This is a genomic window from Kingella kingae ATCC 23330, assembly GCF_900111845.1.
In the GTDB taxonomy this organism is placed as follows: domain Bacteria; phylum Pseudomonadota; class Gammaproteobacteria; order Burkholderiales; family Neisseriaceae; genus Kingella; species Kingella kingae.
In genome coordinates, this window is record NZ_FOJK01000059.1 from 179,757 (window position 1) to 190,514 (window position 10,758).

A 10,758-nucleotide genomic window follows, 5' to 3' on the forward strand; every position below is an offset into this window, starting at 1 on the left:
TTTTGTTTTTATTTCAATGACTTATCTTTTTATCTCAACTTATCATCAATTTGCAAAAAGCCACTTATTTTGTTTGAATTTGGTTTATTTTTGGGTATGATTGCAACCAATTTGCAACCAAATTTGCAACCAAAAATAGGACTAAAATCATGGCTACAATTCGCAAAAAACCAACTGGCGGCTGGGTCGCGCAGGTGCGACATCGCGCTAAAAATGGACTGCCTGCTATTAGCAAAGCAGCAGTGTTTCCGCGTAAAGCCGATGCCGAAGCGTGGGCTGCTAAAACCGAGGCGGATTGGCAAACCATGCGATTTGGCGGCTCGCCCAATATTTTGTTTGCCGAAGTGTTGGAACGCTACAAAAAAGAAGTGAGTCCCAAAAAGCGCGGTTGGAAAAATGAAATCAATATTATTGAGCGTGTGTTGAAAACGCCATTGGCGCAGGTTCGTTTGCCTAATTTGTCGGAGTTGCATTTTCAGGAATGGGCAAATGGGCGTATGGCGGATATTGCTCAAAGCTCGGTTCGCCGTGAATGGAATGTGTTGTCGCATGTGTGCTCGGTGGCAAGCAAGCAATGGCGTTTGCTGCCTGAAAATTTTATGCTTCGTTTGGATAAGCCTAACCATGGCAAGGAACGGACGCAACGTGTTACCGATGATATGGCGACGGCGATTGCTTATGTGGCTGGGTTTTCGCTGGATTGTTTGCCTGTAAAATCGACGCAGCGTGTGGCGGCGGCGTTTTATTTTGGCTTGGAGACGGCAATGCGCGGTGGCGAAATGGTGACTTTGACTTGGGATAATGTGTTTTTGGATAGGCGTTTTGTGCATTTGCCTGATTCTAAAAATGGCTATGCTCGTGATGTGCCTTTGAGTTTGAAGGCGGTGGCGATTTTGAAATTATTGGCGCAGGTGCGTGAAAATGAGCGTGTGTTCAATATCACAAAGGGGTCGCTTGATGCGCTGTTTCGCAAATTGCGCGAACGCCCGGATTTGGGCGATGTGCATTTTCACGATAGTCGGCGCGAGGCTTTGACGCGGTTGGCGCAAATTTATTCGCCTATGGAGTTGGCGAAAATTTCGGGACACCGTGATTTGCGGATTTTGTTGAATACTTATTATGCGCCTAGGGCGGAGGATTTGGCGGCAAAAATGGACGGTTAGAATGCTCTAACCGCCCTGCCCTAGATTTTTGATAGTGATTTGAGATAGCTGATGACTTCGCCTGCTATCCAACGGCGACATTCGCGACCTTTGCCTGCTTTGCTGATTTTAATGGGACGCGGAAAATCGGGTCGGGCGACAATGTCGGTGTAGGTGTGGTGGTAGCTAAAATTGGTTAGCTGGGCGATGTCTTGGGTGGTCAGCAAGGTGGTGGATTTTTCGGTTAGCGTGGACAGCCATGTTTTTTGTTGGCTTTGGGCTAGCTGTTCTATGCACTTGATGAGTTCTTGCGCGGTGGTTTCGGTTAGCTGCATTTTTGCTTACTCCTGTGGTTGGGGCATTGGGACGGTTTGTTGGGCTGCTTGCCAGCCTATCCATGCGTAATCTATGCTGATGTCTTGATATTGCTGCTCTGCTTCATCAAATTGCAAACGGTCGTCGTTGCCAATGCTGCGTTGCCAGTTTTCAAATGCTTGTCTCATTTCGTTTTCCTTTTCATGCTAATTTAACCTGTGCCAAGCGGTTGCTGATGGCTGCTTCGCGTTTGCCAAAGTTGGCGGTTAAGCTCAATGCGGTTTTGTTTTCAAACGGTGTGATGTATTTGGTTTTGGCAACCGCGCAGGCGTTGGCTAGTGCGCCCAATACACTCCATCGTTTGTATGTTTTGTGGCGCAAATCGCTTATGCTGTGCGGCACAGGCATGCCTATACTTTGGTCATCGCATTCGGCTATGCGGTAGACGCACAAAGCAGCCTGCAAAATTTGTCGGCGAAATGCTTCGATTTTTTCTTTGCCTTTGATGCCTGCTTGTTTGAGTGCGTCTTGCCATTTCATGCCACTGGCGATGTTGATGAAGCCTGTGGTGGCTTGGTGGCTGCATTCGTGAAAGCTTAAATAATAGGCATAAATTTGCACGCCCATGCTGTAATGACTTGCTTGGGTTTGAGTGTCTTTGGGTAAGCCTTTCATGATGGCGTAGCCGATGTCAATCATGTCTAAAAGGGGCTGCAACAAGGCGCGGCGTTGGTTGGGGCTTTGGTCGCGTGTGCTGGGTTCTTGTTGCAGGGCTTGTTGGGCTTGGTCTAACACGTTTGTGAACCATGTGTCTTCATCATATAAGGCTACGCATATGCTTAACACACGGTGCAGTTGCTGGAAGTAGCCGTTGTGGACAAAACAGTCGCGACAATAAACAAGTTCGTTGTATTTGGCATCGGCTTTTTTGACGGCAGCAATGGCATCTTCATGGCTAAAACATTCGCGTGTGTCGTCAATTAAATATTGGCGATAGGCTTTTTGTTTTGCGCTGATACGTGGGGCGTTTTGTTGTCGTTGTTTGATTTGTTGCTTGGTCAATGGCTTGGATTTTAAGACGCGTTGCATTTGCTTAATGGCTTTGGCTTGCTTTTGGGCTGTGCGGATTTGTTTTAGGCTGGGTTGTTGGGTCATGATTTTTTGCTTTCGTTTTTCTGCATTTCAATCGCCATGTCTATTGCTGCTCGAATATCGTGTAGGTTCATCATTTTTACGCATTCGCGCGGTAGCCAAATATTGGCGATTTGCTGCTCTTTGTCTGCGATAAAATCTAAACGCACGGTATCGGGGTGCTTGACTGGTTGCAGGCTGCTTTGTGGGACTTGCAGCGTGTCTATTCTTGTCGCAAAGATAAACGCGACAACGGCAAATGGTTCGTCAATGTGTGGGCTGCTTGTGTAGAAGATTACGCCGTCGCCGTGTCTTTCGTGGTACACTTTTTTAATTTGCTTGGGAACAGGTTCAAAAATTTGAGCAGGGCTGGCTTGCTGCGGCTTAAATTTGCGTTTGGGTAAAAATAAATCAGCTACGGCTTGCATGATTGTTGTCCTGTTTACGGTAGAGTTTTTTCATGGCGCAACGTGTCCAGTTTCGGCGTTGGGCGGCACGTTGCGCGGTTTGGTTGGATTTACGCATTTTCGGGCTGTCTATTTAATCCGCAAGCCTTCGCTCTGCACCAAGCGCGCGCCTTGTACGTCAATGCCTGATTGCAAGGCTTCTTTAATCGCGCTTTTGCTGACTTCTCGCTTGAAACTGCAATAGTCATCAGGGATTTGCATTTCATCGTAAATTTCTACGCTTGGGGGATTTTTGGCAATCTTGGCGGTAAATGTGCCGTTGTTAGCTTTAATCGTTTTAATATGTGCAGCTTGCATATTGCGTAGCAAATAGGCTTTCAGGCTGTCAGCCTGGTTTTTTAGAACTTTGCGGCGAGCATTCATGGCTTTGATGTGTAAATCTAACGCGTTTAGCTCGGCTTCTTGATTCAGCCAATAGCCAACAACACTTTGGGCTTTTTCGTCAAACTGTCCGATGACGGCTTCTAGGGTGTCTTGCCGTTCGGTGTCGCTGTCAAAGTGGTGGTTGAGTACCGCTTGAATATCTGCGGTGCATTCGTAGAGTTTCATGGCTCTCTCCTGTTGATAAAGGTTAAATGGTGGGGTTTTAAATGGATTTCAGGCTGCTTTTGGTGGTTAAAAGGGAATGTCGTCTTCAACATCATCAAGCGGTTCTACTGTACCGTTTTCTTCACGCTGTTGCGGTGGTGTGGGTGGGGTAGGTGCTTCTACGCCTGCGTGCCATTGGGCATATTCAGGGCTGTTTTTAATCTGTTCTTTAACTTTTTCATTCAGCTTTTCAAATAGTTCCCAATTTGGAATGGCTAAATCAAAGGCGTATTGTTCGTTCACGGTGGGGGTGGGGTGTACGATTTCAGCTTGTTGCTGATTGAGCCGATGTTGGCGTAGGTTTTTGTTTTGTCTGCGCTTTACTCGTGAACAATAGACAGCAAACAGGTTTTGCCTAAAATATTGGCTAAATTGAATGCGGATTTTTCTTCTTCTGTGAAATCACGTCCGCGCCATGATTTTAGGTCGTTGGCTAGCTGACTTTTGCTGTGCATGGAAGCTGTATAGCGTTTGCTGACAATCATGGGTTTCCCGTCTTCTGTTAGTAATTCAGTGTCGCCGTCTGTGTGAATTTCCCACTGAATGAGAATTTTGGGCTGCATTTTGATTTCATTCTGAAACTCGGTCTTTTGTGTGCCCAAATCGATAATGCGAATAACGGTGCCGTGATGTGTGCCTACTGGTACGGGTTTAAAATTGCTTTCTTGGGTTGCGGTTAAAGTTAAGGACATTTTCGGTCTCCAATCGGTTAAAAAATTTTCGGTCTCACAGATACCGTCTGTGGGCGGTTTTGGCAGTTTTCAGGCTGCTTTAAAAGGGCGTGTCGTACATGGGTTCGCCGCTTGGCTTGTAATCTGTTATGAACGGCAGGTTGTCTTCATTTGAGTTGTTGTACGCTTCCCAGTACATTGGGTCGTGTTCAATTGGTTGCTGACATTGTGTGAACCAATCATCGTAGTTATTCATGACATTGCTCCTGTGGTTGAAATAAAAAATCACACACTGAAACGGTATTAAACTGGGTTTAATACCGCTTGGATTTGTGATTTCAGGCTGCTTTTGCTGGCACAAAATCGTCGTAACCAAACAATGTCAGCATTGAATACAATTCGTTGGCTTCCTGCTCATCTAACGTCATTTCGCACCACCCTTTTTTTAGGGTTATGCTGCTTTGCTTATTCATAAACCACTCCTGCCATTGGATTTTTTCCCAAACTTGCGCCAGTGCTAACGCTGCTTTTTCTTGGTGGCATAGGTCGTTTAATCGTTGCAATGCTGGGGCTAAATCGCTGTTTACATACCAATCAATCGGGATTTGACGGCGGTTGTCGCAATCGTAGGTTTTGAGTGCAATGTGGTATTGCGGTTTTAGCATGGGCTTGGCTTTGACGTTGTAGCTAGCAGCTAAGCCAACTGCTAATACTACGCCTGCAATAAAGCCGCTTATTGCTTCTTTGCTGGGTAATAATGCTTTTAATTGTGTGATGTTTGGGTGTTTCATGTTGCTCCCTTTGTAAGCGGTTAAAAATCTACTTATTCGCAGCAACTTGGTTAAATTGCTGCTGTAAATAGGCTTTTAGACACGTAAAAAACTTTCAATGGCTTTGAATACTTGGTTGATGTGCAAAAACTGATTGCTGTTGTCTGCTAAATCAAACTTGATTTCTGTACCGTTTAAATCAAACCATGCTTCGCGCGTCTGAGGGTCGAAAATGCCGTTGATGTTGCTGTGCTGCGCTTTCAGGCTGCTTAATTTGGCGCGGAATGCGTCGTCTAGCTGCATTTCTTCGTGGTTCATCTCAAAATCTCCCTAATCCGTATTCTGCTAATTGGTTTTGATGAAACTTGCGACCCATTTCCACCGCCATATCGGCAATGGCACAAATGGCTTCATCTTCGTCTTCGAATGGGTCGGCTTTGTCTTCTGCGATGGCTTTTTCAAAGTATCGCGCTGCCTGCGCCCAGTATTGGGCTACTGTGCAGTTGTAGGCATCTTCTTCTAGCTGCCAGTAGTCTAAGTCGTCTAAATCGCCTGCGTTGCGTGGTTGATATGCTTCAGGCAATGGCAGATTGGCTACTTTGCTTAGCATGTTTTCGCTCCTTGATGAATTTCTGCGCCTCTATCAGATGCTTCATTCTTTCGTGATGAGCTTTGTCTGCGCATGCGTGACACAATTTACGACTGACTTTCTTTGCGGTGTTGTATTGCTTGCCGCATTGCTGACAGGTGTGCTTATTGGCTACTTTGCTTAGCATGTTTTCGCTCCTTGGTGAATTTCTGCACATGATGTTCTCCTGATTTATTCGTCCCAGCCACCTGTTTCGCCTGATGCGATAACGTCGGCGTAAAAAGCTTCTGCTACTGCACGGACGACTTTGCTGTATCGGGTTTTGTATTCGCTTTCGGCTTTGGCGCAAAATTCGTCCAGCGTGCCAACAAAGCAGCCTGCACGGATTAGCAAGCCTTTGGTGTGGACGATGATTTGTATTTGTCGCCCTGAACCGTCTACGTTTGCCATGGTCATGAAGTTGATGACTTCAACCCCTTCCATTTTTAGCCATTTGCCGAATTTGAATGAGCTGCCCAGCTTGTTGCAGTTGCCTAGCTTGTTGTAGTCGCCCAGCGTGTTGTTGTCGCCAAAATTGTGATTATTCGTTGTCATGCTTGATTGCCTTTTGTGTTGGGGTGGGCGTGTTGCCCACCGTGTGGTTTAACTGGCTACAACTTCCACTTCGCCTTGGTTGCCGCGATAGCATTTTGCGATGTAGGCTTTTGCTTCTTTGATGTTTTTGCACAAAATCGGTTTGATGTCGCTGGCGATTGAGCCGTTTGCCTGTCTGCGCCAAAAAGCCAATTTGCCTTTTTCAAAACTTGCTACTGGAAAAGTGCCTGCTTGGGTGATGATGGATAGTGTTTTCATTTTGTTTACCCTTTCGTGTGGCGTTGTTAATTTGTTATATTTTACGTGTTATTTTTCTAACCACTTGATTTGCAATCAAACAAATTTAGGCATAAAAAAGCCCATTCAACCTTGTGGCGGAATGGGGGCGCAAAAAAGCAGCCTGCACTTTGGATTGCAGGCTGCTTAAATCGGGTGATTAAATTTCAATATCAGCATGTCGGAATTTCCGACATGCTTCTTGGAAAGGCTGTGCAAAATACTTATTGATTAAGCGGCGGCTTCTTCATAGTCGCGCAAATATTCTGCTTCTGCCACGTCATCGGTAAAGTCTAACGATAACTGAATATTGCTGCTTTTTTTCTCATTACATACATCAACATCGGTTTTTAATTGGAAGCAATCTCCAACAATTTGCTGACGGCGTTGTGAAAAGGCTTTTTCAAAATGGTTTACAGGAACGTTGGGGTCGTCCATGTCTGCCCATAAAGTGCGCTGTTTGCCATTGACAGATTCTTTTACAGCATGTTTAGCGCGATAGCGTTTCCCTGCTGGGTCGGTACGAACTTCTTCACGGAAATGACGTGAAAAGTCTTTAGCAGCTAAATTAATTTCATCTTGATAATTGGGTTTGTATAAGCCTTGGCTTATTGCCCAACCTGCTAAATCATGGCTGTCGATAATGCCGTTTGTAATGCCTTTGGCTTGTGTGTATTGTTCAACAATATGGTTTATTTCGTTTTTCTTGGCACTCATTTTATTCAACCTCATAAGTTAAGCCCCAACCATCATAGGTTGAGCCGTTTAAGATAAATGAACGAATAGGGATAAGGTGCTTGCGTAGCTGTTGGTATTTGCCTGTTCGGTTGTGCAACTGCCCCACTACTAATCCGATGTGAATTTTATTAACTCCTGCAAAGGCTTTGATTTTTTGCTCGGAAAATAAATAAGCTCCTGCGCGGATAATGTAGCTGTCTAGTTTTTGGCTGGGTACGCAAAAATCCGCCGCAGCTTGGTTGGCTCGTTGCTCTTCGGGTGGTAGCGTATTGCTGTCTATGCCAATATCTTCATCTAAAATAGGTGTGGATTTGCCGTCGCCTTGTAAAACGTGTTCCAACTCGTGGCGTAGAGTAAACCAAAAATTGTCTATGCGGTCGTATCGTAGGGTTAAGCCAATGACGGGGGTTTGCTCGTCCAACCAAAAGCATACGGCATCTAATTTGCTATTGGGCAAACTTTCTACCAATACAAAACGGATACCGCTTTCTGACAAAATGCGTGGCACATGGCGGATTTCTTCGGGTGAGAGTAGTAAAGCGGAGAGTTGTTCAATCGCTTTTTTTGCTGCCTGAATACTGAATTTGTCTGTGGTAATTTGCGCTTTTGCAAGCTGTTTGACACGGTGCAGCCATGCTAAATTGACTGCGCTAATGGGTTGCATATAAGCAGCGGTGTTTTGTTTGGCTGCAAATTGGAAGGCGCAAGGTTGATGAATCTGGTCGATTTGGAAAAATGCTTTTATGGCGTTTTCTAAATCGTCCAAAGTTTCTCCTGCTTGAATCCAACCACGTTTGAGCATATCTTTGATAGGGTAGTTTTGATACAAAGCGGCACGGCGTGGGATATCAGCGTATTTATCGCTTTCTGCCGCTAAAAGCGAAAGCTGATAGCGCGATTGCAAATTAAGCCATGTTTCGGCTGAAATACCCAAAGCATAGGAAAGCTGCATGGCGGTGTCGGCAGTAATCCCCATTTTGCCTGTGATGATTTGGTTAATGGTTTTAGGTGGGCGGTTAATGATGTCGGCAAGGTCGTTTTGCGTCCAGCCTCGTGCGGCTAATTCGCTTTTTAAAATGATGCCTGCATGTATTGGCTCGGCTGATGATAATGAATTCATGATTCTGCTTTGATGATGTCTATTAAATGGATTTGCCCTTCTGCGTCTATCTCTAGGGCTAATCGGTGTTTTTGGTCTATTTTGACGCTGTACGGTGACTGATTAGATAGGTTGAGAAAGGCTGCTGCGTGTAAATCATTTAAGCTGTGGGCGGATAAAATATATTGCACAGCAAAGCGATAGGATTGTGTAGCTCTTACACCTAAATCGCCTTGAAAATATTTATCGCAAAATAGCAAACGCAAATAATCATTTTTAAAGTTTACTTGCATTGACTTCCTTTCTATTTTCTCAAAATTTACACTTTGTGTAAATCTGTTATTTTAAGATTTTCAGGCTGCTTTATGGCGGAATGGGGGCGCAAAAAAGCAGCCTGCACTCAATACAATTTAACCTTTTCTTTGACAACACCCAAAATGCGGTCGTTTTCTTTGATTTGCAGATAGGGGTAGTTGCTATTGAGTGGGCGCAACATGGGGCGACTGCCGTCAAACACCAGTTGCTTGAATGTGGTTTCGTTATCGTGCAAGGCAATGACAAAGCTGCCTGCGCGTGGTTCGCCGTGTGGGTCGATCACGATAATATCGCCTTCGGTGAATTCGGGCTGCATGCTGTCACCGCGAACGCGCAGGGCATAGCCGTCTTTGCCTAGCTTGGTGCGACAAACAATGTATTCCAAGTCGTCATCGTCAAACAGCTCTACTGGTTGCCAAGAACCAGCCTGCACCCATGAAATGACGGGAACGCTATATAAAGGTGTGGGCATTTCGGACACGTTGGGGAGTGAGGGCTGCTTTTGCGCTGGCTCTACGCCATCTACCAAATATTCAACAGTAGTTTGCAGCGCGTGTGCAAGTTCAAGAATTTTGGTAGAACTTTTATTGCGCCCATTTTCAATCTGACCAATTGTGCTTTGTGGCACGCCTGCCAATTTCCCCAATGCCGCTTGGCTCAACCCCAATTCTAAACGGCGATTTTTTACTCTCTCGTTAAAGCTCATCACAAATCCTTTCAAATTATTACGATTGTAATCATTTATAAAAACACATTGGTGTTTGACAATAAATCACAAATGTTATTAAAATAGCTGAACTTTTAATAAGAAGGTGATTTATGAATTGGCAAAAATCCATTCAAGATTTAATTGATGCTGGATTCTCGCAATCTGAAATTGCTTCATTTGTTGGCTGTTCTCAACCGCTAATCAATGCTTTATTGCACGGCAAACGCGGCAAAAGACTGTCGTTCAAAATTGCACAAAACATTCTTTATATGAATGAAAAATTACAGCGTGGAGAATTAAGCCGTGCATCAAATTAGGTTTTCAACATGACTAAATTATCCCCCAAACAAGCCGCAACTGCTCGCAATAACGAAAGACTGGTCTTGCGCCATCTTGCTGCCTTGTCGCAAAAAGGTTTAAGCGATGCCATGGGTTGGAGTGAAAGCAAAGTGAGCCGCATGAAAGACGGCGAATTGGAAGATTTGTGCGCGGCATTGGCTGCGCTGGATTTGAAAATCGTACCGATTGATGCGTGTGTGGTTACACCGCACGAACGCAAATTTATGGCGGAGCAGATGATTTTGCATTATCAGCGTGTGCTAGATGATGAGTGAAAAAAACGCCCTGAATGCACAAGGCAAACAGGGCAAGTGAGTTATGTTTAAGAAAGGTAATTATGCAACCGATTAACCCAAAAGACAAGCCCTATCCGTTTAAAAAGGGAAGCCAATGCGACCGCATTGTGCAGTATTTGCTCACGGGTAGGCGGATTCGCAATTATGAAATTCGTGAGAAATTTCGCTGCTTGTCGCACACGGTGCGAATTAGCGAAATTCGGGCGCATGGCTTTGCTGTGCAGGCGGTTTTGGTGGATAGAGAGCAGGGTATTTTTGAGTATTGGCTGCCACAAGTGGAGGGCGAAAAGTGAGTATTTTTATTACACTCGTACCGTTGGAAACGGCAGCCGTTGGTCTAAACAATGAACCGAAAAATACCAATGCGGTAGCAAATGGGTTGATGTCCCTGCCAAAGACTAATTCAGAAGGACTGTGAAGGATGGTAATTGACTATAACGCTCTTTTGCAGCAATGCACTAACGGCGTACACCCCCAAATCATGCACGGGATTATTAGAACCTGTATTCACAAACAACTATTTGATAAATTTTAATATTTGTGAAATATACCCTAGGGGCTATTGACAATTCAAAAGAAGAGGCAAAGGATTTAAGATATTGTTTCCACACAACCATCCTAAACCTTTGCCATGTCCCGAAACACGCTTACAAATGAAACATGGTCAAGACTGTTACCTATTTTGAAACAGCTTGGCATTTATCGCAAGAAAAATTTAC

21 protein-coding genes and 1 pseudogene are annotated in these 10,758 nt (G+C 44.8%); 5 read left to right on the forward strand and 17 right to left on the reverse strand.

Features of this window, described 5'->3' with window-relative positions:
* The first annotated feature begins 149 nt into the window (after nucleotides 1-149).
* Nucleotides 150-1,163 (forward strand): site-specific integrase, encoded by a 1,014-nt coding sequence (locus tag BQ5809_RS09975; protein ID WP_003786553.1) that lies wholly within the window; start codon nucleotides 150-152, stop codon nucleotides 1,161-1,163.
* A 20-nt stretch (nucleotides 1,164-1,183) separates the two neighbouring features.
* On the opposite strand, the gene BQ5809_RS09980 is transcribed toward BQ5809_RS09975, so the two are convergent.
* From BQ5809_RS09980 to BQ5809_RS10050, 17 genes are all read right to left on the reverse strand, one after another.
* Nucleotides 1,184-1,477 carry a helix-turn-helix transcriptional regulator gene (locus BQ5809_RS09980; RefSeq protein WP_003786551.1) on the reverse strand — a complete coding sequence of 98 codons (294 nt, stop codon included), beginning with the start codon at nucleotides 1,475-1,477 and terminating at the stop codon, nucleotides 1,184-1,186.
* Between the two features lie 6 nt (nucleotides 1,478-1,483).
* A complete protein-coding gene (locus BQ5809_RS11175; RefSeq protein WP_003786549.1) occupies nucleotides 1,484-1,645 on the reverse strand; it encodes a phiTE_015 family protein in 162 nt (53 codons plus the stop codon).
* A 13-nt stretch (nucleotides 1,646-1,658) separates the two neighbouring features.
* Nucleotides 1,659-2,612, reverse strand: a complete 954-nt coding sequence (locus BQ5809_RS09985; RefSeq protein ID WP_003786548.1) for a hypothetical protein — start codon at nucleotides 2,610-2,612, stop codon at nucleotides 1,659-1,661.
* Nucleotides 2,609-3,016: a hypothetical protein gene (locus BQ5809_RS09990; protein WP_003786547.1), complete on the reverse strand. Its 408-nt coding sequence runs from the start codon at nucleotides 3,014-3,016 to the stop codon at nucleotides 2,609-2,611. The genes BQ5809_RS09985 and BQ5809_RS09990 overlap by 4 nt, the downstream gene beginning before the upstream one ends.
* A gap of 108 nt (nucleotides 3,017-3,124) precedes the next feature.
* The gene (locus BQ5809_RS09995) at nucleotides 3,125-3,604 is read right to left on the reverse strand and encodes a siphovirus Gp157 family protein (protein WP_003786546.1); all 480 of its coding nucleotides are present in this window, start codon (nucleotides 3,602-3,604) and stop codon (nucleotides 3,125-3,127) included.
* Nucleotides 3,605-3,670: 66 nt separating this feature from the next.
* Nucleotides 3,671-3,886 (reverse strand): hypothetical protein, encoded by a 216-nt coding sequence (locus tag BQ5809_RS10915; RefSeq protein WP_003786545.1) that lies wholly within the window; start codon nucleotides 3,884-3,886, stop codon nucleotides 3,671-3,673.
* A 77-nt stretch (nucleotides 3,887-3,963) separates the two neighbouring features.
* Complete coding sequence (locus BQ5809_RS10920; RefSeq protein ID WP_003786543.1) at nucleotides 3,964-4,335, reverse strand: phage replication initiation protein, NGO0469 family; 372 nt, start codon at nucleotides 4,333-4,335, stop codon at nucleotides 3,964-3,966.
* A gap of 79 nt (nucleotides 4,336-4,414) precedes the next feature.
* Complete coding sequence (locus BQ5809_RS11030; protein WP_003786541.1) at nucleotides 4,415-4,570, reverse strand: hypothetical protein; 156 nt, start codon at nucleotides 4,568-4,570, stop codon at nucleotides 4,415-4,417.
* Nucleotides 4,571-4,652: 82 nt separating this feature from the next.
* Nucleotides 4,653-5,105 (reverse strand): hypothetical protein, encoded by a 453-nt coding sequence (locus BQ5809_RS10005; protein ID WP_003786540.1) that lies wholly within the window; start codon nucleotides 5,103-5,105, stop codon nucleotides 4,653-4,655.
* Nucleotides 5,106-5,180: 75 nt separating this feature from the next.
* Nucleotides 5,181-5,402 (reverse strand): hypothetical protein, encoded by a 222-nt coding sequence (locus BQ5809_RS10010; RefSeq protein ID WP_003786537.1) that lies wholly within the window; start codon nucleotides 5,400-5,402, stop codon nucleotides 5,181-5,183.
* Between the two features lies 1 nt (nucleotide 5,403).
* Nucleotides 5,404-5,694, reverse strand: a complete 291-nt coding sequence (locus BQ5809_RS10015; RefSeq protein WP_003786535.1) for a hypothetical protein — start codon at nucleotides 5,692-5,694, stop codon at nucleotides 5,404-5,406.
* A gap of 210 nt (nucleotides 5,695-5,904) precedes the next feature.
* The gene (locus tag BQ5809_RS10025; RefSeq protein ID WP_003786531.1) at nucleotides 5,905-6,267 is read right to left on the reverse strand and encodes a hypothetical protein; all 363 of its coding nucleotides are present in this window, start codon (nucleotides 6,265-6,267) and stop codon (nucleotides 5,905-5,907) included.
* A 48-nt stretch (nucleotides 6,268-6,315) separates the two neighbouring features.
* Nucleotides 6,316-6,525 carry a hypothetical protein gene (locus BQ5809_RS10030; RefSeq protein WP_003786529.1) on the reverse strand — a complete coding sequence of 70 codons (210 nt, stop codon included), beginning with the start codon at nucleotides 6,523-6,525 and terminating at the stop codon, nucleotides 6,316-6,318.
* Between the two features lie 249 nt (nucleotides 6,526-6,774).
* Nucleotides 6,775-7,275, reverse strand: coding sequence for a hypothetical protein (locus BQ5809_RS10035; protein WP_003786527.1), 501 nt, complete (start codon nucleotides 7,273-7,275; stop codon nucleotides 6,775-6,777).
* Nucleotides 7,262-8,401 (reverse strand): HigA family addiction module antitoxin, encoded by a 1,140-nt coding sequence (locus tag BQ5809_RS10040; protein WP_003786525.1) that lies wholly within the window; start codon nucleotides 8,399-8,401, stop codon nucleotides 7,262-7,264. Before BQ5809_RS10040 ends, BQ5809_RS10035 begins: the two co-directional genes overlap by 14 nt.
* On the reverse strand, nucleotides 8,398-8,673 hold the full coding sequence (locus tag BQ5809_RS10045; protein ID WP_003786523.1) for a hypothetical protein: 276 nt from the start codon (nucleotides 8,671-8,673) through the stop codon (nucleotides 8,398-8,400). Before BQ5809_RS10045 ends, BQ5809_RS10040 begins: the two co-directional genes overlap by 4 nt.
* A gap of 107 nt (nucleotides 8,674-8,780) precedes the next feature.
* Nucleotides 8,781-9,401 carry a LexA family protein gene (locus BQ5809_RS10050; RefSeq protein ID WP_003786522.1) on the reverse strand — a complete coding sequence of 207 codons (621 nt, stop codon included), beginning with the start codon at nucleotides 9,399-9,401 and terminating at the stop codon, nucleotides 8,781-8,783.
* Between the two features lie 113 nt (nucleotides 9,402-9,514).
* Between BQ5809_RS10050 and BQ5809_RS10055 the strand changes: the two genes are divergently transcribed.
* From BQ5809_RS10055 to BQ5809_RS10930, 4 genes and pseudogenes are all read left to right on the forward strand, one after another.
* Nucleotides 9,515-9,721, forward strand: a complete 207-nt coding sequence (locus tag BQ5809_RS10055) for a helix-turn-helix domain-containing protein (RefSeq protein WP_003786520.1) — start codon at nucleotides 9,515-9,517, stop codon at nucleotides 9,719-9,721.
* A gap of 9 nt (nucleotides 9,722-9,730) precedes the next feature.
* Nucleotides 9,731-10,018, forward strand: coding sequence for a CII family transcriptional regulator (locus BQ5809_RS10060; RefSeq protein WP_003786518.1), 288 nt, complete (start codon nucleotides 9,731-9,733; stop codon nucleotides 10,016-10,018).
* Nucleotides 10,019-10,080: 62 nt separating this feature from the next.
* Nucleotides 10,081-10,332: a helix-turn-helix domain-containing protein gene (locus BQ5809_RS10065; RefSeq protein WP_032827694.1), complete on the forward strand. Its 252-nt coding sequence runs from the start codon at nucleotides 10,081-10,083 to the stop codon at nucleotides 10,330-10,332.
* A 338-nt stretch (nucleotides 10,333-10,670) separates the two neighbouring features.
* Nucleotides 10,671-10,758 (forward strand): annotated as a pseudogene (locus BQ5809_RS10930) (IS5/IS1182 family transposase); the annotation flags it as partial.